This window comes from Dyella sp. OK004 (assembly GCF_900114495.1).
GTDB lineage: Bacteria > Pseudomonadota > Gammaproteobacteria > Xanthomonadales > Rhodanobacteraceae > Dyella_D.
This window is the reverse complement of record NZ_FOZI01000004.1, coordinates 181130-200618: the sequence shown is the minus strand read 5'-3', so window position 1 is coordinate 200618 and position 19489 is coordinate 181130. Positions and strand designations below refer to the sequence as shown.

At 63.3% G+C, this 19489-nt stretch carries 22 protein-coding genes; 13 read left to right on the top strand and 9 right to left on the bottom strand.

Annotation, left to right across the window (positions count from 1 at the left end; genetic code table 11):
- Window positions 1-266: 266 nt before the first annotated feature.
- Genes BM338_RS17095 through BM338_RS17070 form a run of 6 tightly spaced genes read left to right on the top strand, consistent with a single transcriptional unit; the run spans window position 267 to window position 5973 of the window.
- Window positions 267-1439 carry a glycosyltransferase family 4 protein gene (locus tag BM338_RS17095; protein WP_090452977.1) on the top strand — a complete coding sequence of 391 codons (1173 nt, stop codon included), beginning with the start codon at window positions 267-269 and terminating at the stop codon, window positions 1437-1439.
- A complete protein-coding gene (locus BM338_RS17090; protein ID WP_090452975.1) occupies window positions 1436-2077 on the top strand; it encodes a polysaccharide deacetylase family protein in 642 nt (213 codons plus the stop codon). Before BM338_RS17095 ends, BM338_RS17090 begins: the two co-directional genes overlap by 4 nt.
- Window positions 2074-3240 (top strand): glycosyltransferase family 4 protein, encoded by a 1167-nt coding sequence (locus BM338_RS17085; RefSeq protein ID WP_090452973.1) that lies wholly within the window; start codon window positions 2074-2076, stop codon window positions 3238-3240. The genes BM338_RS17090 and BM338_RS17085 overlap by 4 nt, the downstream gene beginning before the upstream one ends.
- Window positions 3240-4424 carry a hypothetical protein gene (locus tag BM338_RS17080; RefSeq protein WP_090452970.1) on the top strand — a complete coding sequence of 395 codons (1185 nt, stop codon included), beginning with the start codon at window positions 3240-3242 and terminating at the stop codon, window positions 4422-4424. The genes BM338_RS17085 and BM338_RS17080 overlap by 1 nt, the downstream gene beginning before the upstream one ends.
- Window positions 4409-5197 (top strand): formyltransferase family protein, encoded by a 789-nt coding sequence (locus BM338_RS17075; RefSeq protein ID WP_090452956.1) that lies wholly within the window; start codon window positions 4409-4411, stop codon window positions 5195-5197. The genes BM338_RS17080 and BM338_RS17075 overlap by 16 nt, the downstream gene beginning before the upstream one ends.
- Window positions 5194-5973 (top strand): polysaccharide deacetylase family protein, encoded by a 780-nt coding sequence (locus BM338_RS17070; protein ID WP_090452954.1) that lies wholly within the window; start codon window positions 5194-5196, stop codon window positions 5971-5973. The genes BM338_RS17075 and BM338_RS17070 overlap by 4 nt, the downstream gene beginning before the upstream one ends.
- Window positions 5974-5985: 12 nt before the next feature.
- Here the strand turns inward: BM338_RS17070 and BM338_RS17065 are convergent, their stop codons facing one another.
- From BM338_RS17065 to BM338_RS17050, 4 genes are all read right to left on the bottom strand, one after another.
- Window positions 5986-6432 (bottom strand): hypothetical protein, encoded by a 447-nt coding sequence (locus tag BM338_RS17065; RefSeq protein ID WP_090452952.1) that lies wholly within the window; start codon window positions 6430-6432, stop codon window positions 5986-5988.
- 98 nt (window positions 6433-6530) lie between these two features.
- Complete coding sequence (locus BM338_RS17060) at window positions 6531-6803, bottom strand: hypothetical protein (RefSeq protein WP_090452949.1); 273 nt, start codon at window positions 6801-6803, stop codon at window positions 6531-6533.
- A gap of 69 nt (window positions 6804-6872) precedes the next feature.
- Window positions 6873-7193 (bottom strand): YceI family protein, encoded by a 321-nt coding sequence (locus BM338_RS17055; protein ID WP_090452947.1) that lies wholly within the window; start codon window positions 7191-7193, stop codon window positions 6873-6875.
- Between the two features lie 7 nt (window positions 7194-7200).
- Window positions 7201-8100, bottom strand: coding sequence for a LysR family transcriptional regulator (locus tag BM338_RS17050; protein ID WP_218156375.1), 900 nt, complete (start codon window positions 8098-8100; stop codon window positions 7201-7203).
- Window positions 8101-8206: 106 nt separating this feature from the next.
- Between BM338_RS17050 and BM338_RS17045 the strand changes: the two genes are divergently transcribed.
- The 5 genes from BM338_RS17045 (at window position 8207) to BM338_RS17025 (ending at window position 14539) form a co-directional block, all read left to right on the top strand.
- Window positions 8207-10447, top strand: coding sequence for a S9 family peptidase (locus BM338_RS17045; RefSeq protein ID WP_090452945.1), 2241 nt, complete (start codon window positions 8207-8209; stop codon window positions 10445-10447).
- Between the two features lie 133 nt (window positions 10448-10580).
- On the top strand, window positions 10581-11504 hold the full coding sequence (locus BM338_RS17040) for a TolB family protein (RefSeq protein WP_090452943.1): 924 nt from the start codon (window positions 10581-10583) through the stop codon (window positions 11502-11504).
- The gene (locus tag BM338_RS17035; protein ID WP_255367349.1) at window positions 11501-12676 is read left to right on the top strand and encodes a sensor histidine kinase; all 1176 of its coding nucleotides are present in this window, start codon (window positions 11501-11503) and stop codon (window positions 12674-12676) included. Before BM338_RS17040 ends, BM338_RS17035 begins: the two co-directional genes overlap by 4 nt.
- Window positions 12673-13437 (top strand): LytR/AlgR family response regulator transcription factor, encoded by a 765-nt coding sequence (locus BM338_RS17030; protein ID WP_090452939.1) that lies wholly within the window; start codon window positions 12673-12675, stop codon window positions 13435-13437. The genes BM338_RS17035 and BM338_RS17030 overlap by 4 nt, the downstream gene beginning before the upstream one ends.
- A 130-nt stretch (window positions 13438-13567) precedes the next feature.
- Window positions 13568-14539 (top strand): TolB-like translocation protein, encoded by a 972-nt coding sequence (locus tag BM338_RS17025; protein WP_090452938.1) that lies wholly within the window; start codon window positions 13568-13570, stop codon window positions 14537-14539.
- A gap of 215 nt (window positions 14540-14754) precedes the next feature.
- On the opposite strand, the gene BM338_RS17020 is transcribed toward BM338_RS17025, so the two are convergent.
- Window positions 14755-15648 (bottom strand): alpha/beta hydrolase, encoded by an 894-nt coding sequence (locus tag BM338_RS17020; protein ID WP_218156382.1) that lies wholly within the window; start codon window positions 15646-15648, stop codon window positions 14755-14757.
- 269 nt (window positions 15649-15917) lie between these two features.
- Here BM338_RS17020 and BM338_RS17015 point away from each other — a divergent pair, with 269 nt between their 5' ends.
- Window positions 15918-16802, top strand: a complete 885-nt coding sequence (locus tag BM338_RS17015) for an EamA family transporter (protein WP_090452934.1) — start codon at window positions 15918-15920, stop codon at window positions 16800-16802.
- A gap of 153 nt (window positions 16803-16955) precedes the next feature.
- Window positions 16956-17552, top strand: coding sequence for a GNAT family N-acetyltransferase (locus BM338_RS17010; protein WP_255367348.1), 597 nt, complete (start codon window positions 16956-16958; stop codon window positions 17550-17552).
- 164 nt (window positions 17553-17716) lie between these two features.
- On the opposite strand, the gene BM338_RS17005 is transcribed toward BM338_RS17010, so the two are convergent.
- The 4 genes from BM338_RS17005 to BM338_RS16990 form a co-directional block, all read right to left on the bottom strand.
- The gene (locus BM338_RS17005) at window positions 17717-17992 is read right to left on the bottom strand and encodes a hypothetical protein (RefSeq protein ID WP_143109333.1); all 276 of its coding nucleotides are present in this window, start codon (window positions 17990-17992) and stop codon (window positions 17717-17719) included.
- A 68-nt stretch (window positions 17993-18060) separates the two neighbouring features.
- Window positions 18061-18339, bottom strand: a complete 279-nt coding sequence (locus BM338_RS17000; protein ID WP_143109332.1) for a hypothetical protein — start codon at window positions 18337-18339, stop codon at window positions 18061-18063.
- 402 nt (window positions 18340-18741) lie between these two features.
- Window positions 18742-19095 carry a VOC family protein gene (locus BM338_RS16995; RefSeq protein WP_090452928.1) on the bottom strand — a complete coding sequence of 118 codons (354 nt, stop codon included), beginning with the start codon at window positions 19093-19095 and terminating at the stop codon, window positions 18742-18744.
- A gap of 106 nt (window positions 19096-19201) precedes the next feature.
- On the bottom strand, window positions 19202-19477 hold the full coding sequence (locus tag BM338_RS16990; RefSeq protein WP_090452926.1) for a hypothetical protein: 276 nt from the start codon (window positions 19475-19477) through the stop codon (window positions 19202-19204).
- Window positions 19478-19489 lie beyond the last annotated feature (12 nt).

The window sequence follows — 19489 nt, the reverse complement described above, 5'->3', positions numbered from 1 at the left end:
ACAGGACATGGATGTCCTGTCGAAAAGCCCGGCCAACCCTCACGGACCCGCAGGCGAAGCCGGAGGGCGCGCAACCGGGGTGCCTTTTCTTTTGGTTACTTTTCTCTAGGCCCCCTCGGGGGGTTGGGCAAGCAAAGAAAAGTAACTCGGACCGCGGCAACGGTTCGAAAGCCCGCCGCAGGCGAACCCGTGCGCAACAACGCGACAGCCGAGCGACAACACCACTGGATTCCGGCCTACGCCGGAATGACGAGTCAGGTGGCGCCATGAAAATCCTGGCCCTCACCAACCTCTTTCCCACCCCCTGGGCCCCCAACCGCGCCCCCTTCAACCGCCAACAATTCGAACGCCTCGCCCGCACCCATAACGTCCACACCCTCACCGCCGTCGACTTCCGCGAGCGCCTATCCAACCAGCGCAGCGACCTAAACATCGCCCACCTCCACACCGACCACTTCATCTACGTCTACCCACCACTGGTCGGCCGCAGTCTGCACGCCATCTGCTGGCTACTCTCCCTGCTCTGGCAGCGCGGCAGCAAGATTCGCAACGCCCACTACGACTGCCTGCTCGCCAGCTGGGCCTACCCCGACGCCGTTGCCGTCAGTTGGCTCGCGCGCAAACTGGGCGTGCCCTACGTGATGAAACTGCACGGCAGCGACATCAACGTACAGGCGGCCTTCGCCCTGCGCCGGATGCAGATCCGCTCGGCACTGCGTCACGCCAACGGCGTAGTCGCGGTGAGCCGTGCATTGGCGGAGAAAGCGATAGCACTCGGCGCGAATCCAGCGCATGTCCACGTGCTCTACAACGGCGTCGACAACCACTTGTTCGCGCCCGGCCCACGCGATGAAGCGCGACAACGCCTGCAGCTTCCGGCAGACGCGCCCCTGCTTCTCTACGTCGGCAACCTGAAAGCCAGCAAGGGCTGTATCGATCTGCTCGAAGCCTTCCCTGCCCTGCTCGCCGCGAAACCGCTGGCGCGCCTGCTCTACATCGGCGACGGCCCCTGCCGCGCGGAACTGCTGCAACGTGCTGCCGCGCTGGGCTGTGCTGAGCGCGTGGAACTGAAGGGCGCGATTCAACACGACGCGCTGGGCGACTGGTTCCGCGCCGCCGACCTGCTGTGCCTGCCCAGCCACAACGAAGGCGTACCCAACGTGGTGCTGGAAGCGATGGCTTGTGGCACGCCCGTGGTAGCGACACGCGTGGGCGGCATTCCAGAAGTGGTTCCAGCGCAGGCCGGCATCCTGGTGCCGGTGAAGGACCGCGCCGCCTTGTCCGCTGCCCTGCTGGAAGCGAGTGAACGCGCATGGGACAGCGCCGCGATCACCGCGCATGCCTCAACTTTCCGCTGGGAAGACAACGTCAACCGGCTGGCCGGCATCCTGCAACAGGCCATCACGCCAGCCGCTGCTTCTATCGGTGCGCCCGCATGAACATGAGGCCGAAAAAACAACAGCTGCTGGGTCTGCTGCCGGAGTCGCTGGTGATGGTGCGCGGCCCGCGCACGGGCGGAGCACGCTACCTCACCTTCGACGATGGTCCCGAGCCGGCGCACACGCCGCGCCTGCTCGATCTGCTTGCCGCCCATCAGGTGCACGCCACGTTCTTTCTGATCGGCGAGAAGGTGGAGCGCCACCCCGCGCTAGTCGAGCGCATCGTGGCCGAGGGCCATCGGCTGGGCAATCACTCGTACAGCCACTACTCGTTCCGGCCGATGTCGCTGGAAAAGAAGCTGTACGAGGTTAATCACACCGACGAGCTGCTCTACCCCTTCGACGGCCTGCGCCATCACCCGATGCGTCCGCCGCGCGGTGATATGGCGCCATCGTTGCTGTGGTACTTCGCCACCCATCGGCGCCTGCTGGTGCATTGGTCGTACGACAGCCTGGATTATCAGGAAGCGTCCGAAGAAGCCTTGCTGGCACGCTTGCGCACGATGCCGCCACAGCCCGGCGACATCGTGCTGATGCACGACGACAGCGACAAGGCATCCAACGCCTTGCGCACGGTGCTGCCGGAGTGGCTGACGGCGGGCTATCGATTCCGCGTATTGCCCGCGGTGATGCCATGAACATCATCTATCACCACCGCACGCAGGGCCGGCATGTGGAGGGCGTGCACATTCGCGGCATCGTGCATGCGCTGCGCGAGCTGGGCCATCAGGTCACGGTGATTTCTTTTCCCGGCGCCGATCCGGAACACGAACCGGTAGTGCAGGTGAACGCGAAACGCGGCCGGATCGGCAGCGCTATCGCACGGCTGCCCGGCGTGCTGTTTGAAGTCCTTGAGCTCGGCTACAACCTGGTGACGCTGCTGCGCCTGAGCACGGCGATCCGCCGCCTGCGGCCGCAACTGATCTACGAGCGCTATTCGCTGTTCCTGTTTGCCACGGTGTGGTTGGCTCGGCGGCACGGCATACCGCTGGTGCTGGAGATCAACGATTCCGCGCTGGTGCAGCGCGTGCGCCCGTTGCGCCTGAAGAAACTGGCGCGACGCATCGAAAGCTGGTGCCTTCGCCGCGCTACGGGACTGGTGTTTATCTCCAACTATTTCCGCGACCACGCCGAGGTGGCGTATGGCGCACTGGCGCCATCGGTGATTTCGCCCAACGCGGCGAATCTCTCTCGCTTCGATCCGGACAAGTTCGATCACGCCCGCCTGCGCGCCGAGCGCGGACTGGAAGGGCGCGTGGTGTGCGGACATATCGGCGTATTCGCGCACTGGCATGGCGTGGACGGTTTTGTCGAAGCGATCGCCGCACGGCTGTCCGAAGCACCGGAGCTGGCCCTGGTCTTTGTCGGTGACGGCCGCACCCTGCCGGCCGTGCGCGAACTGGTGGCGCAGCGCGGCCTGTCGGATCGCGTGCTGCTGCCGGGCCGCGTGCCGCACGACGAGATCGCCGGCTGGATCGCCTGCATGGACTACGCCGTGTTGCCCGATTCCAATCAGTACGGCTCGCCGATGAAGCTGTTCGAGCTGATGGCGATGGGCGTGGCGGTGGTGGCGCCGGATTACGCGCCAGTCGCCGAGGTGATTGAGGACGGCAGCACCGGCTGGCTGTTCCCGCGCGGCGAGACTGCGCTGTGCGTACAGCGCGTGCTGGACCTCGCGGCGCACGAGGACGAGCGCCGCCGCATTGGCCGTGCCGCGCGCGACTACATCGTGCGCGAGCGCCAGTGGCGCAACAACGCCGAGCAGCTGCTGACCCTGGTGCCGGCGGGAGGTTCGTCGTGATGCTCTATCTCGCCCTGGCCTTCCTGCTGCTGGTATGCGCGGCCGGCGCCCTGCTTGCCTGGGCGATCCGCGCGCGTCATATGCAGATCTGGCTGGGCAGTTATCTGCGCCGGCGCCGGCCGCCGAAAGTCGCCGGCCCGGTGCATGTGATGTTTTGCTTTGTCGATCACTTTGAGCCGGCCTGGGGCCGCGTGGATCTGGCCACGCAGCGCCAGCGCGTGGACCGCTGGTGCCACGACTACCGCGCGCTGGCCGCGGTGCATCGCGATGCCGATGGCTGCCCGCCGCAGCACACGTTTTTCTATCCCGAGGAGGAATACCTCGAGGAGCATCTGGAGAAAGTGTCGGCGCTATGCGCGGATGGCTATGGCGAGGTCGAGATTCACCTGCACCACGACAATGACTATGCCGAGAATTTCGTCGCTACCTTGCAGCGCTTCAACCAGCTGCTGCACGCGAAGCATGGCGCGTTGTCACGCGACCCACGCACCGGCCAACTGCGCTTCGGCTTCATCCACGGCAACTGGAGCCTGTGCAACTCGCGCGCGGACGGCCGCTGGTGCGGTATCAACAACGAGCTGGTGCTGCTGCGCGAGCTCGGCTGCTACGCCGACTTCACCCTGCCCTCCGCACCCAGCGACACGCAGACGCGCAGGGTCAACTCGATCTATTACGCCGCCGACAAGCCCGGCCAACCGCGCTCGCACGACGATGGTGTGCCGGTGCGCGTCGGTGGCCAGCCCAGCGGTGACCTGATGATTATCCAGGGCCCGCTTGGCCTGAACTGGCGCGAGCGGCGCTTTGGCCTGATCCCGCGCATCGAGAACGCCGATGTGCGCCGCGCCTGCCCGCCTACGCCAGCGCGCGTGGATGCATGGGTACGCACCGGCATCCATGTCGAAGGCCGCCCGGAGTGGGTATTCGTCAAAGTGCATACGCATGGCACGCAGGAACGCGACATGGATACCTTGCTGGGTCCGGCCATGCACGCGATGCACGACCATCTCGAACGCGCCTACAACGACGGCGAGCGCTACATGCTGCACTACGTCACTGCGCGCGAGATGTACAACATCGCCAAGGCCGCCGAGGCGGGCAAGCGCGGCAACCCGGGGGAGTGGCGCGATTTCGAGATTCAGCCGCCACCCTGTCTCGCGATGGAACGATCATGCGCAGTGTGCTGATCTGCCATGCCGCAGATGCGTTCGATCGCGAAGGGCTGGCCGCATGGCTGGCATCCTTCACCGAACTCGTCGGCGTAGTGGTGCTGGATGAAACCCGCACGCAGCGGCGTGCGCGTGTGCGGCGTGAATTGCGCCGTGTCGGCCTGCTGCGTTTTGTCGACGTGGTCGCCATGCGCGTCTACCAGCACATCGCGCTGGCGGGACGCGACCGCGCCTGGCTGAAGCAGGCATTGGCGATCTTGCGGCGGCGTTACGGCCCGACGCCCGACGTACCGCAGATCATCGCGACCGACGTCAACGACACTAAGGTGCTTGCCTTCCTGCGCCAGGCCAAACCCGATCTGGTGCTGGCGCGCTGCAAGCAATTGCTCAAGAAGAAACTGATTGCGTTGCCAAAGGTGGGTTGCTTTGTGCTGCATCCGGGTATCTGTCCGGAATACCGCAACGCGCACGGCTGCTTCTGGGCACTCGCGCAGCGCGACCTGGATCGCGTCGGCATGACTTTGCTGAAAGTCGATGCCGGGGTCGACACCGGTCCCGTCTATGGCTACTACCGTTATGCCTTCGACGAGCTCAACGAATCGCACGTGGTGATTCAGTACCGCGTGGTGATGGAAAACCTCGGTGCCCTCGCCACGCGCTTCGCCGAGATCGCCGACGGCAGCGCGCAGCCGCTCGACACCCACGATCGCGCCAGCGCCTGCTGGGGCCAGCCCTGGTTCACCCGCTACCTGCACTGGCAACACGCCGCCGCGCGAATGGCCGCGCCATGAACATCGCCGCGCTGATGTACCACGACGTCGTTGCGCCAGGCCGCGACGACGACAGCGGCTTTCCCGGCGCCGCCGCCGCGCACTACAAACTAGAGACCGGCGAGTTCTTCCGGCACCTGGGCGAGCTCGCCAACAGCGGCCTGCGTTTCGTGCCCGTCAACGCCGCGCCATGGCCAGACACACGCTGCTGCCTGCTCACCTTCGACGATGGCGGCGTCAGCGCGCTATCCGTCGGCGTGGAACTCAGTGCGCGCCAGATGACCGGCCATTTCCTGATCACCACCGCGCGCATCGGCACGCCGGGTTTCGTCAGCGCTGACGACGTGCGCGCGCTGCGCGCCGAAGGCCATGTCATCGGCAGCCACTCCCACACCCACCCCGCGGAAATCTCGCGCCTCGACACAGCGGCACTGGACCGGGAATGGCGCGAGAGTGTGGACCGCCTGCAACAGATCCTCGGCGAGCCCATCACCGTCGCCTCCATCCCCGGCGGTTTCTATTCGCGCAGCGTGGTGCAAGCCGCCGCTCGCGCCGGCATCCGCCACCTCTTCACCTCCGAACCCACCATCCGTACGCATCGCGTGGATGGCTGCCTGGTACTGGGCCGCTACACGCTATGGCGCGACATGCCATCCGCCAACGCGCTCTCGCTGGCACTCGGCACCGATGCATTGCGCCAGCGGCAATGGCTGACGTGGAATCTCAAGAAGCCGTTGAAGCGCGGGGCGCGGCCGCTTTATCGGTTGGTGCGGAGAAGGTGGCTTGGGGAGGTTTGAACGCTAACTTTGCTACGGCTTCTGCGAAGCCGCTTGCAGCAGACGCTCGACTAACTCGCCCATCGTGCACCCCGCAGCATCCCGCCAGAACACGGGACCCAATGGTACGCCCAGCATTTCCTCGATCTCGCCAAGTGCATCGCTGACATCGAGGTCGCTATCGATCGCTCCAAACCTGGGGCCACCCGCCACCACAGACAGCGGGTCATCGGGAACGAAGTAAGGGCTTGCCCAATGAAGATGTCGCGAGAAAATCGCGCCTACGGCAATCGCGAGCGACCGGGGTTCACCGCCGCCCCAGATGCCCATCAGCTCCACCGTCCGGCTCGCCTGTTGCTGCCGGAGATGCCCGAAGAATGAGAGGTCGGGGCCAAGCCATCTCACCCCGATGAAGAACTTCTTCCATCGGTTCGTGGGTGGATAGTGATCTGGGTAACGCAAGGGTTCGCTGGGTAGCATCGGACGAGGCTCCGGTATGCGGGGAACGCTTGCGAGGTGTTGCTCAGCAAGAGCAGCGTCGTTTCCAGCGTAATGCAAACGACGCTGCCTTTCCCTATTTACGCCCCAACTTCTTCCTCATCCTCTTCGTCTTCTTCCTCGAACTCCGAAAGCTCTTCCACACGCAGGAAGTTTTCGGCCTCATCGGCGAAGTCGATGATTTTGTCGTCCACGCTCATGGGACGGACGTCGCGGCGCTTCACACCGTCCTCAATGCTTTCGACGAGCGCGAAGCAGACGATGGTCTCGGCGCTTTCTTCGCCGTCCACGTCATAGACGGCCACCCAACCGGTGGCGGGCATGATCTGAATGATGGTTTCCTGGTCTGACATGGCGCACCCATTTGGCTAAAAGTGTTCTAGCTTGACGGGCGCCGCACATCACTGCAAGGAAAGCCGCGGCTATTTCTTCGCTGTCTTCCTGGCTGCTGCCGCTGCTTCTCTCGCATCCGCTTTCAGATACGCGGCATAACCCTTGGCTTCGTTGGCCCGGCAAGTGATGTGCAGGGTGATCTCGTCGCTCACTTGGGGCACGAACTTGCCGAGATCGAAGTCGGAGCGCTTGAGGGTACCGGCCGCCTCGAAGCCCACCGCCGGCAGGCGGAGCCGTGGGTTGGTGCCGACCTTGTTGATGGTCACGTCGAGCGTGACCGACCGGGTCACGCCATGCACGCTGAGGTCGCCGGTGACTTTGAGCCGGTCCGGCAGGACGCTCCCCTCCACCCTGGAACTACAACCTGGAACTCAGCGCGACAGCGCGAAAACGTTCTGCCGCCACCGAACGCGCATGCCTCGCATGGGCCAGTAATAGTTCGGCCTGGATCGTCACACCCGGCAGGTTCCTGAAAACCACGCCGCCCGGCAGCACCGCCTGCGCCGAAGCGGGCGCGATAGTCACGCCCAGGCCGGCCTTGACCAGGCTGATCACCGCCGGCCAGGAAACGGCCTGGTGCATCACCGCGGGCGAGAAACCCGCTTCGATGCAGATGCTCACAATGGTGTCATGCAGCCCCGGCGCGGTATCGCGTGGAAACAAGACAAACGGTTCATTCGCCAGGCTGGCTAGGGTGATGCGCCGACGCTGCGCCATCGGATGCCCTTCCGGCAGAGCGAGCATGAAACGTTCGCGCCGCAACGACTCGGTATCGACGCCTGCATAGCGGAATGGTGCGCGCACAATGGCGACATCAAGCTCGCCGTTCGCCAGCGCGTGGCCAATATCCAGCGAATCGCGATCCTCCATGCGCAGCGCAATGCCAGGATATTTTTCGCGGAAGCCACGGATCAACTCAGGCAACACGCCAAACGCAGACGAAGCACCAAAGCCAATACGCAGCATGCCCGTCTCGCCTTCGGCGACGCGTTGCACCGATGTGACTGCCTCGGCTCGCTTGACGAGCAACGCACGTGCGTGCTCCAGCAACTGCATGCCAGCCGGCGTCAGCGCCACGCGGCGACTGGAGCGCGCGAGCAATCGTGCTCCCAGCTCCTCTTCCAGCTTGCGGATCTGTTGACTGAAAGGCGGTTGCGCCATGCGCACGCGTGCGGCGGCACGGCCGAAGTGCAGTTCCTCGGCCACCGCGACAAACAGCTGCAATTGCCGGAACTCCATGATCGAGACCTTATACATATCGATGGAGTCGCAAAGATATATTGGATATACACAATGCCGCCACCTAGCATGACGCTACGCCGCGGCCACCGCACGCGCCCACTCCGCCTACCGGGTTTACCGCATGAATATCCGTGTCCACGCCGGCGTGTTGCTGGCGATATCGCTGTGGCTGTCACCACTCGCCCGTGCCGCCGATATCGGACTGAGCGACCGCGACTGGAACCTGCAGGCAGACACCGCATTGCGCGCCAAGCTGGATGCGGCCAACGAGTATTTTCATTATCCGGAACGCATCCGCGATACCTGGCTGCCGCCGCAGTGGCTGCGTGATGGCGAGCGCTTCGTGACCTGGGCTGCGACGGGATCGCACCATGGCAACTGGGTGATAGTGAATGCGCGCACCGGGAAATCCACGCCCATCCCCATGCCCGACACACTGCGAAGCCAACTGGCCGAGCCCGCCGACAAGGCGGATGCTCCGCCGAGGCAGCCACTCTTTGTACTGGCGCCGGACCAGCAAAGCATCGTTTTCCGCAGCGGCAACCAAGTGGTTGCGCTGGGCCTGGCCGATGGACACTTGGCAGCCCTCTCATCCAACGATGCGATGGCCCTCGGCTTGTCGCGCGAGAGCGTCTGGTCGCCTGATGCGCGCGTCATCGCCATACCGCGTGGCGATGGCTTCGCCCTGATCGATCGCGACGGCAAAGTGCGCCTTGCCCGCGAGGCGAAAAGAGACGAAGGCTGGGAGCTGCCCGGTAAAGGCTGGTCACCGGATGGGCGGAAACTTGCGGTATGGCGTATCGACAACCGCAACGTGCACACCATCCCGATCGTCGATACCGGCAATGCGCTGGAAAAGGTGACGATGGTGCCGTACGCCAAAGCCGGCACGCCGTTACCGCGCCGCGAACTGTATGTGGCCGATCCCACCAGCGGCAGCATGCGACTGGCGATGACGTTCCCTGTCGATACCTACAGCTGGATGGCGGCCTGGCGCCCAGACGGCAGCGAAATGCTGGTGCTCCAGCTGTCGCGCGATGGCAAACGGCTCGATCTTGTCGCGGTGAGTGCCGAAGGCAAGTCACGCGTGGTGCTCCGCGAGGAACGCCCACACAGTTTTGTCGCTGGACTCGACTTCGCCCTGGAAGGGTGGACGCAGCAGCTGCTTCCACTCGCGGACGGCAAGCGATTTGTGTGGATGTCGGAACGCGACGGCTGGCGGCACGCCTATCTGTATGACTACACCGGCAAGCTGCTGCGGCAGATCACGCGAGGAGACTTTCCGGTGCATCAGGTGCTGGCGGAAACGCCCGGGCACGACAGCCTTCTGATCCAGGCCTCGGCCGAACCCGAGACGCCTTATGAGCGCTTTCCTTACCGCGTCTCGCTTAGCGACAGCCGCCTGTTGCGCCTGGCATCCGCACCCGGCGTGCATCGCCTGTTTCCGTCGCCGTCCGGGCGCTACTTCGTGGATGGACACTCCAGCATTGCTCAGCCACGCGTGTGGGAAGCGATAGCTACCGATGGAAGTACCGCGTTCCGTTATGCGGAGGCCGATGCCAGCGCGCTCGCGGCCATTCACTATCAACCACCGGAGCCTTTCACCACACTGGCCGCCGACGGCACGACCCGTCTGTACGGCGTGCTGTACAAGCCGCACGACTTCGATCCAAAGAAGCACTACGCCGTGATCGACTGCATTTACGGCGGCCCATTCACCACGGCGGTGCCTTGGAGTTCGGTCGGCTCGGTGGAATCACTCGTTGCCGGAGCGCTGGCGCAGATGGGCTTCGTGACGGTGGTGCTAGACGCGCGGGGCACCCCCGGTCGGGGCAAAGCCTTTCAGGATGCGAACTACGGCCGCATCGGCCAGACCGAGATCCCTGATCACGTCGCCGCCTTAAAGCAGGTCGCGATCCATCGGCCTTACATGGACTTGAATCGCGCTGGCATTGTCGGCCATTCCTGGGGCGGCTACTTCGCGCTGCGCGGCATGCTCACTGCGCCGGACTTTTTCAAAGCCGGCTATGCGGGCGCGCCCGGGGCATTCGAAGAAGAAGCGATCATCAACGAGCCCTATCTCGGCCTCCCCAACCAACAGCCCGCCAGTTATCGCGACGGCTCCAACATACTGATCGCCGCCAATCTGCGCGGCACCTTGCGATTGATGCACGGCACCGCCGACGTCAACGCACCGTTTTCAACCACGCTGCGCATGATCGATGCGCTGATCAAGGCCGGCAAGCGCTTCGAACTGCTGGTGATGCCCGGCGAAACTCATTCGTCCATGGGTAAGGCACGTCGTTATTACGACGATGACGTGAGGCTGTTCTTCCTGCGCACGTTGGGCGGCCCCGAATGATCCAGCCCGACCCGCCCCGTTGACCTAAGCCGCGATGCCGCTCGTCCCCACGCAGACACCGGTTGTCACAACGAGCGCGACGGCGGCATGCACCTGATCTAGCCTCGCGGCTATCCGTCGATGAGGAAACCCCATGCGCCGTTTGCCGATGCTCGCCCTCCTGCTCATTGTGGGCGGCGTTGTTGCCGCCGCCGAGGTCGCCACACCTACGGTGTTTGCACCGGGCACCATCTCTGGTCCGGACGATGAAGGTGCCGCCGCTTTCACGCCGGATGGCAGCGCGGTGTACTTCATGCGCAGCGTGGGCGATGACGGGAGCATCTTTGAATCGCACCGCAGCGGTACGCGCTGGTCGACGCCACGCACCGCGGCGTTCTCCGGCCACTGGCGCGATCTCGATCCGGCGATGGCGCCGGATGGTTCGTATCTGGTGTTCGTCTCCAATCGCCCCGCTTCCGGCGACGGCGCGCCGATCGATGCGGTGCGCGGTACACGCCGCACGCCCGGTCACGGCATGAACCTGTGGCGCGTGGCGCGCCAGGGCAGCGGCTGGGGCTCGCCGGTACGACTGCCGGATGCAGTGAACAGCTGCTCCATGAGCTTTGCGCCGAGCGTCGCCGCCGATGGCAGCCTGTACTACATCGGCTGCGCACCGGACGACAGCTTGCATCTGAAGCGTGCCGCATTGCGCGATGGCCATTACCAGGCGCCCGAGCTGGTCGCACTGGGTGGCGCCGATGCACAGATCCGCGATCCTGCCGTCGCGCCGGATCAATCCTTCATGGTGGTCAGCGTTCAGCGCGCACCGAAGCAGGCCTATCGACTGGCGATCGCGTTCGCGACGCCGCAAGGCTGGAGCGCGCCGCAGGATCTCGGCGATGCGGTGAATGAGGGCACGCATGCGATGGGTGCGCAGCTTGGCCCGGACCATCGCACGCTTTACTTCTACAGCGACCGGCGGGTGTCTGGCGAAACGGCCGACTGGAACCGGCAGGGCGACAATATCTGGCAGGTGTCGTTGGCGCCGTGGCTGGAACAGCGCCGAACCAGGCCGTGAGGCACTTTCCCGCGCGCGTCCGCCGTCACACACTGCGCCGGCGCAAGCCTGTCGCTGCCGCCGTTGAGGGTGAGGTGTTTACACGCGTTACGCCACGCCGGCTGGCTATGCCGGCCCTGTTGCTGGGGTTCTGGACCCTGATTGCGCTGTCGTACACGCTCAGCTCGGGGCTGTCCGCGATCAGCGAAGGCGAGGAAGCGCGCTGGTCGCGCATGCTGGTGTGGAACTTCACCGACTTCTATTTGTGGATGGCGCTGGTACCGCTGGTCGCGTGGCTGGGCCGTGCGGGAGCTGGCCGGGGCTGGCGACACTTCGCCGCCGTGCATGTGCCGGCCAGCCTTGGCGTGGCGCTGGCGCATGTGCTGGTGCATCTGGCGATCTACTGGGCCGCGTGCGGTCCGGGGCGTGCGCCGGTAACCACCTTCGGTGGCTTCCTGGGCATGCAATTCGCTTTCAACTATCACTTCGCCCTGTTGATCTACTGGGTGATCCTGGCGGTGCTGCGCGGTCTGGATTCACAGCGCCGGTTGCGCGACGAACGCCTGCGCAATGCACAGCTGGCGTCGCAGTTGGCGCAGTCGCAGCTGCGCACGCTGCGCGTGCAGTTGCAGCCGCATTTTTTGTTCAACACGCTCAATGCGATTTCTGCGCTCGCGCTGGCCGACCCAATCCAGGCGCGCCTGATGATCGCCCGGCTCAGCGATCTGCTGCGCCTGACGCTGGAAGAACGCCACGCACTGGAGGTGCCGCTGTCGCGCGAGCTGGAATTGCTGCGCTGTTATCTGGATATCCAGCAGGTACGTTTTCAGGACCGGCTGAGCACACATCTGGATGTGGCGATGGATACCGTGCGCGCCGCCGTGCCCAGCATGATTCTGCAGCCGCTGGTGGAGAACGCGCTGCGCCATGGTCTGCTGGACAAGCCCGAACGCGGTCTGCTGCAGGTGGTTAGCCGGCGCGAAGGCGACCAACTGTATCTGCGCGTGGACGATGATGGCCTGGGCTTGCCGGAAGGGGTTTCCGAAGGCCTGGGCCTGGGCAATACGCGCGCGCGCCTACAGGTGTTGTTCGGCGAAGCCGCCAGCGTGGCGCTGGCGCGCAAGGCGGAAGGCGGCACGCGCGTGGAGCTGCGCTTTCCGTTTCGCGAATACGTAGCGGAGCCCGCCGCATGAACCCATCGCCAATCCGCACCCTACTGGTGGACGACGAAGTGCTGGCACGGCTGGCCCTGCGCCAGGCACTGGCCGCGCACCCGGATGTCGAGATCGTGGGCGAATGCGGCAACGCCGCCGAGGCCATGCAGGCTATCGCTGCGCTGGAGCCGGCGCTGCTGTTCCTGGACATCCGCATGCCTGGCATGGACGGGTTCAAACTGCTGCACCGGCTGAAGCCGGAGACCTTGCCGATGGTGGTGTTTGCCACCGCCTACGGCCAGCATGCGTTGCGCGCCTTCGACGCCAACGCGCTGGATTACATACTCAAGCCGATCGACCAGACACGCTTCGATCAGGCGATGGCGCGCGTGCGGCAGCAGTGGCTAGGTATGCAAGCGCACGTCACCGCCAAACCGGAAATGCCACAGGCGCCGCCAGCTCCGGGCCATGCGCAACGCATCAGCGTGCGTATCGGCGAGAGCATCCGCGTGATCGCCACCGACGACATCGACTGGATTCGCGCGGACGGCAACTACGTGCAGATCCACGTCGGCGGCACCAGCTACCTGCATCGCGAAACGCTGCGGCATCTGTTGGATACGCTGGACCCGGCGCGCTTCCTGCGCATTCATCGCGGCACCTTGGTCAATGTGGAGCGCATCCGCGAAATCCATCCGCTGTTTCAGGGCAACGCCGAGGTGGTGTTGCACAACGGCACCCGCCTCAGTCTGAGCCGTCGCTTCCGCACGCATGCGCGGCGCGCGCTGGGCATGGCCTAGCCGGCCGCCCGCGCAAGCGACCGCTCGCCACATCACAACCACCGTTCATCACAAAACCACAGCGCGCTGTGTTCGCCTTGCCGATGATGACGGCAGGTCGCATCGATCCGTCAACCGACAGGGAACACGCATGACGTTGAAAACCTTTGCCTGGGCCACAGCTTTTGCGCTGGCCTGCAGCGGGCCCGTGAAAGCCGCCGAACTGCTCGGCCCCGGTGTCATTTCCACCGGCCTGCAGGAGACCACCGCCGCACTGTCGCCGGACGGCAAGACGCTGTACTTCCTGCGCTCCGACTTCGCCGAGAAAGACGACACCATCATGGTCTCGCAGCGCCGCGGCAACGGGTGGTCGGCACCGGAAGTGGCCTCGTTCTCCGGCCAATGGCACGACTCCGAACCCGCCTACGCGCCAGACGGCAAGCGCCTGTACTTTGTCTCCAACCGTCCGCCGCATGCAGGCGGCGCGCCCGTGGTTGCCGAGATGGGCGGACAGACCTTTGCAGGCACCAACCTCTGGTATGTCGAGCGCCAGACCGGCGGCCACTGGGGCGAACCCGTGCACGTGGAAGGCGCACTCAACGAAGGCGCCATGCTCTACAACCCCTCGGTGGCGGCCAATGGCGACATCTATTTCTCCGCCCATCGCGCCGACTCCGGCAAGCTCTACCAGATCTACGTGGTGCACCCTGCGGGCAACGCCTACTCCGCACCGCAGCGCGTGGAACTGGGCGACCTCTCGCACAACCGCATGGATCCCTGCGTCGATCCGCAAGGCCGCTTCCTGCTCTTCGCCGGAAACGAAGGCGACTCACTTGGCAGCGCCGACATCTACATCGCCTTCCACCAGACCGACGGCAGTTGGAGCAAGCCTGAACACCTGGGCGGCGACGTGAACACCGCGAGCCTGGAGAACGCGCCCACGCTGGGGCCGGGCTTCGGTGAGCTCTACGTATCCAGCAACCGCCAGGAAGAAGTGCGCTTTCCCAAACCGCGCGACGATGCGGCCTCGCTGCAGAAGCGGCTAAGCGGGCCGCTCAATGGGTCGCGCAATATCTGGCGTGTGGATATTGGGGATGTGCTGCGGGCGCATGGGATCCACTGATTAGCCCTGAGCCTCAGTCACTCCATGAAGCTCCAAGCCGTCATTCCGGCGAAGGCCGGAATCCAGTTAGGCATGCGTGCGAAGCACACAAAATCTATGTTGAGTGCTTCGCACGGCTCACTCGACTGGATTCCGGCCTTCGCCGGAATGACGGTGATTCGAGGGAGTCTCGTGAGACGATCTAGAGGAGGGAGCAAACATTTCAAATCAACCTCTCAACCCTTGACGATACCGATCGTCTGCAGCCACACCTCGACCAGCTTGGGCCAACCGCTAATTGGATACTGCGTCGGCCGCAAGCCGAACGCATGGCCGCCCTGTGCATACAGATGCATCTCGACCGGTACGTCGGCCTTCTTCAGTGCGGCGTAGTAAACCAGCGCTTGTTGCACACCATCCACGTTGTCGTCTTCCGCCTGCACCAGGAACGTGGGCGGTGTCTCGTGGGAGACCGGAACATTGGGATTCAACGTATCGCTATCGGTCACAAGATGCCCTGGGTAAACCGCTACGGCGAAATCAGGACGGCTGCTTTCTTGGTCGGCCGCGTCTACCGGTTTATACAGGCGACCTTTAAAGCGCGTGCTCACTTCCGCCACCAGATACCCGCCTGCGGAAAAACCGAGCACGCCCACTTTGTGTGGGTCGATGTGCCATTCCGCAGCGTGAGAGCGCACTAACCTCAGCGTTCTCTGTGCGTCCTGCAATGACGGCACCGATGTCGTCAGATTGTGGGGACGGCAATCGCATTGCCAGACATACGGCACGCTCGGGACGCGGTACTTCAGCAAGACACATGTGATGCCTCTGGAAGTCAGCCAATCGCAGATCTCGGTGCCTTCGAGGTCCATGGCGAGGATTTGGAAGCCGCCGCCCGGAAACACAACGACCGCGGCGCCGGTGTTCTGCCCCTTGGCGGCATAGACCGTCATCGTGGGCTGGGTCACGTTGGTCGCCGCTCCCCGCGTGTAGGTTTCCGGCCCTGGCGCTGGCTTCACGCCGGGCGCTGCTCCCGGCCATATCGGTATTTGGGTGTGCCCGGCGGCGGGCTGCCAGACCGTCGTTTGCGCATACACGCTTCCGCACATCGCCAGCAGACACACGGCAATGGTCCACAGCTTCATGACGCTCCTCCCTTTTGGCGCTCGGCCAGCGTTGTGCGATCGAGACAGGAAATCAGGTAGCCCCCTTTGTCTCATCCTGCATGCCGACTCGGACTGGCAGCGGTCGCTTCCGTGGATTTTTTCGGGCAAGCGCGTCGTACCACCCACTACTGTCAACGGCTGTCAGCAATGGCGACGATGAGGCGGCCAACCTGGTGGGCTTCGTCCCGCCTTGCGGGCATCATGTACGGACTGCTCTCCCCCAGGCATCACTCATGTCGTCACGTTCCGCTGTTGCTCCCGTCGCGCTTGCGATTGGCGTGCTGTTGATCGCCATGGTTTCGTATCAGTGCGGTGCATCGCTGGCCAAACACCTGTTCCCGCAGGTCGGCGCCCAGGGCGCTACGGCTTATCGGTTAGGGCTGAGTGCGCTGATCCTGCTGTTATGGCGGCGGCCGTGGCGGCGGTTGGGCGGTCAGCGCGACTGGCGCGCGCTATGGGGTTATGGCCTTTCGATAGGTGCGATGAACCTGGTGTTCTATATGTCGCTGCGCACGATCCCCCTGGGCATCGCGGTGGCGCTGGAATTCACCGGGCCGCTCGCGCTCGCGCTGTTCGGCTCGCGCCGGCTGCTCGACTTTGTCTGGATTGCACTGGTGATCGCCGGGCTGGCCTTGTTGCTGCCGCTGCGCGAGCAGGCACAGGCGCTCGATCCGGTGGGCGTGATGTATGCACTGGCCGCTGGCGTGGGCTGGGCGCTGTACATCGTACTGGGCAAGAAGGCGGGCGCGGCCTACGGCGCGGATGCCGTAACGCTGGGCACTTCGATCGGCGCCTTGCTGGCGATTCCGTTTGGCGTCGCGCATGCCGGCAGTGCCCTGCTGTCACCGGCACTGCTGCCGTTTGCATTGGGCGTGGCTGTGCTCAGCTCGGCACTGCCGTATACGCTCGAAATGATCGCGCTGACCAAACTGCCGGCGCGCACCTTCAGCACTTTGCTGAGCCTTGAGCCGGCCGTCGCGGCGATGGCGGGTGTGGCGTTGCTGGGCGAACGACTCAGTCTGCTGCAATGGCTGGCGATCGTGGCGATCATCGTGGCGGCGGCCGGCACGGCGTTGAGTGTGCAGCGACCCACGCTAACCGAGCCGTTGGCGAACTGATGGTTGCTGGCGTAGCGACGTCGCTGCGTACCATCCGTGATGGGACTTGCCCCGAATTGCCTCCATCGCGACGCTGAAAAGTCTGCTGTCGGTTGTGTAATACGCCACCCGCACCGACCGACGTGCGAACTCGACCGCCACAGGTGCATTTTGATGACGCAATGGCTGCAACACCCGCTGATCCTCAAGGGTCGCCTGGTTGAGCTTCGTCCGGTGGAGGAAGAAACCCTGGACGAACTCTTCAACGTCAGCCGCGACCCCAACATCTGGCGACTCACGTCGGTGGCTTATTCCGATCCCGCCATCTTTTACCCCAACTTCAAGGCGGCCCTGCGGGATAGGGAGCACGGCAAGGTCTACCCGCTCCTGATGTGCCTTGCCGGCAGCGGCCAAATCATCGGCACCACCCGGCTGCTCGATATCCATCCTCACGACAAGAAAATCGAAATCGGCGTCACCTGGATGGCGTGCGAATTCTGGGGGACCGGCATCAACACCGAGTGCAAGCTGCTCCTGCTTGAGCATTGCTTCGAAACTCTCGGTGCGAATCGTGTCCAGTTTCGGGCCAAGGCCGACAACGCCAGATCCAGGCGTGCGCTCGAGAAGATCGGCGCGACGTTCGAAGGCGTCATGCGCAAGGACAAGATCGAGCCCAACGGCAACGCCAGAGACACCGCGCTCTACAGCATCGTGCGCGAGGAATGGCCGAGCGTGAAGGCGCAGCTCGTCGCGCGGCTTGCTTCTCGTTGATGGTGATCTAACAGCACGGGGTGACGTTTCTAGCCGGTTGTGAGCACACGCGCAGCTCGTTTGCGCGCTCTTCGAGGGTTAGTCACCATGACGCGTGATGTCTGCTTTGGGTCGGAAGCGGACCTTCGATATCTTTGCAACGAAAGCTCTTCTCATAGCAACATTTATCCGCCATTGAAAAGAGCGGACAGAAAGTAGCAAAGCCCGACTAAGAAACCGGTCACCACTGCGGAGATATCCCGCGACAGTTCTTTCCAACTAGAAATTGCCCTGGCAAGCCCGATACCTGTTGCAATGCCCAGGGCAATCACCGGCTTGAAAGAGTGCGGATCGAAATAGCTGGATATGAGCATTAACACCAATATCGTAGCCATCGAGATCAGCGACGATATGCAAAAAGTAGTCAGTACCTTCACTGGCGCGTCCTTGTGTTCGTCCAAGACACTACGTTGATCGATTAGGCACCACACCAAAACGCGTCCGCTTCTGGTGGAAGTGGACACTCCACCTATAGCGCGATCGACTCGCCAACTCCCAGCGCTCGGCCATCAATGCTCAGGTTGTCAGCCTCTTCCGGCTGCTGGATGTAAAAGGTGATCTTGCCGATCCCGCCCTTGCCGACAAAGTCACTGGTGGCATGGAAATGCTGGTCAGGATCAGCCTTGATCATCTGCAGCAAACCGATGAGGCGGTCGATGTCCGAACTGGACAATCCCATCTCAATCTCAACCCAGCCGTTGTTCCAATCTTCCAGCGAGCTCGCATCGCCCCTCTCCCTTTGCACCAACGGTCAGTCTATCCGTCAGGAACTGTCCGCTTCGGGACGGAAGCGGACGTCTTGAGTCGCCTATCGGCGCGCGCTTAGCTCAGTGCTTCCTGAGCATACTGATGCCCAATAACACGAAACCCACGACCATCATTACGAGGTAGAGAATCGAGCGAATCTGAGCGAGTCGACGCAAATTCTTAGATTGCAATGGAAACAAGTTCCCTCTCCCCTTAAAGGCAACAATCCCTAATTTAGACGATGTCTGCTTTGGGGGAAGCGGACATTCGGAATCAAAGCCATATCTCACATGATCGAGCTAGAAACCGAATGGCCCGAGCTCTTCGTACTGAGTATCTGTCCGTTTGTAACGCAGAAGCCGCGCCCCAGTCTGATAGACCTAAAAGACGCTCTAAGTTCCGGCTAGCGGAGATGAGTCGGCCACCCCACTCTAACCAGCATGTCGTCAGGAGCATTCAGGGCGAACTCGTACATGCCCCACGGTTTGTCGCTAGGTTCAGCGTCGATTTCGTCACGAAATGCAGTGGCAAGCTCGTCTACATCCTTGCGGTAGAGGTAGAGCCCAAATGGATTACTCCCCGGCACGAGCCACCCTTCCACAGCCTGATTAAGATGGATTTGAGCACCGAACCCATCGGCAAGCATTCGATAGTCTCCAGAACTATCGTGCTCACGCTTGAAGCCAAGCCGTACGAAGAACGCCTCGGTACGATCAAGATCATTGCATGGCAATATGGCAATAAGGCTCGACTGCATATCGCAATCCCTCGTGTAGGTCTTTCTTTGTATCCTGAGATACATGCACTCGCGGTCAGATTCTAGACCGCCCCACCTCGTGTCCGCTTCAGGTCGGAAGCGGACCTTACGGTTCCGACCATAGCAAGCCATTTGCCGCGAGCAAACGCGCCAGAACGTAGTGCCCAAATGCCGCCAACTCATCTTCAGGTAGATCCAGCGAAGACAGCGCTGCCCGTTCGTAATCCTTGAACGTCACGAAGACCTCGTGCTGCCATGGCCCCAACTCACCGGGCGCGAGATTCCTGACATCGTCCAGTACGACCCGAAGGCGGCCATCGGACAGCTTCAACAGACTACAAGCGACGCCGCGTTCGCCCCTTTCCTTGTCGCCGCTATCCATGTCGTCTCCTTA

Coding starts and splice junctions, on each gene's coding strand:
- BM338_RS17095 (WP_090452977.1), top strand. CDS start 267: ATGAAAATCCTGGCCCTCACCAACCTCTTTCCCACCCCCTGGGCCCCC.
- BM338_RS17090 (WP_090452975.1), top strand. CDS start 1,436: ATGAACATGAGGCCGAAAAAACAACAGCTGCTGGGTCTGCTGCCGGAG.
- BM338_RS17085 (WP_090452973.1), top strand. CDS start 2,074: ATGAACATCATCTATCACCACCGCACGCAGGGCCGGCATGTGGAGGGC.
- BM338_RS17080 (WP_090452970.1), top strand. CDS start 3,240: ATGCTCTATCTCGCCCTGGCCTTCCTGCTGCTGGTATGCGCGGCCGGC.
- BM338_RS17075 (WP_090452956.1), top strand. CDS start 4,409: ATGCGCAGTGTGCTGATCTGCCATGCCGCAGATGCGTTCGATCGCGAA.
- BM338_RS17070 (WP_090452954.1), top strand. CDS start 5,194: ATGAACATCGCCGCGCTGATGTACCACGACGTCGTTGCGCCAGGCCGC.
- BM338_RS17065 (WP_090452952.1), bottom strand. CDS start 6,432: ATGCTACCCAGCGAACCCTTGCGTTACCCAGATCACTATCCACCCACG.
- BM338_RS17060 (WP_090452949.1), bottom strand. CDS start 6,803: ATGTCAGACCAGGAAACCATCATTCAGATCATGCCCGCCACCGGTTGG.
- BM338_RS17050 (WP_218156375.1), bottom strand. CDS start 8,100: ATGTATAAGGTCTCGATCATGGAGTTCCGGCAATTGCAGCTGTTTGTC.
- BM338_RS17045 (WP_090452945.1), top strand. CDS start 8,207: ATGAATATCCGTGTCCACGCCGGCGTGTTGCTGGCGATATCGCTGTGG.
- BM338_RS17040 (WP_090452943.1), top strand. CDS start 10,581: ATGCGCCGTTTGCCGATGCTCGCCCTCCTGCTCATTGTGGGCGGCGTT.
- BM338_RS17030 (WP_090452939.1), top strand. CDS start 12,673: ATGAACCCATCGCCAATCCGCACCCTACTGGTGGACGACGAAGTGCTG.
- BM338_RS17025 (WP_090452938.1), top strand. CDS start 13,568: ATGACGTTGAAAACCTTTGCCTGGGCCACAGCTTTTGCGCTGGCCTGC.
- BM338_RS17015 (WP_090452934.1), top strand. CDS start 15,918: ATGTCGTCACGTTCCGCTGTTGCTCCCGTCGCGCTTGCGATTGGCGTG.
- BM338_RS17010 (WP_255367348.1), top strand. CDS start 16,956: ATGACGCAATGGCTGCAACACCCGCTGATCCTCAAGGGTCGCCTGGTT.
- BM338_RS16995 (WP_090452928.1), bottom strand. CDS start 19,095: ATGCAGTCGAGCCTTATTGCCATATTGCCATGCAATGATCTTGATCGT.
- BM338_RS16990 (WP_090452926.1), bottom strand. CDS start 19,477: ATGGATAGCGGCGACAAGGAAAGGGGCGAACGCGGCGTCGCTTGTAGT.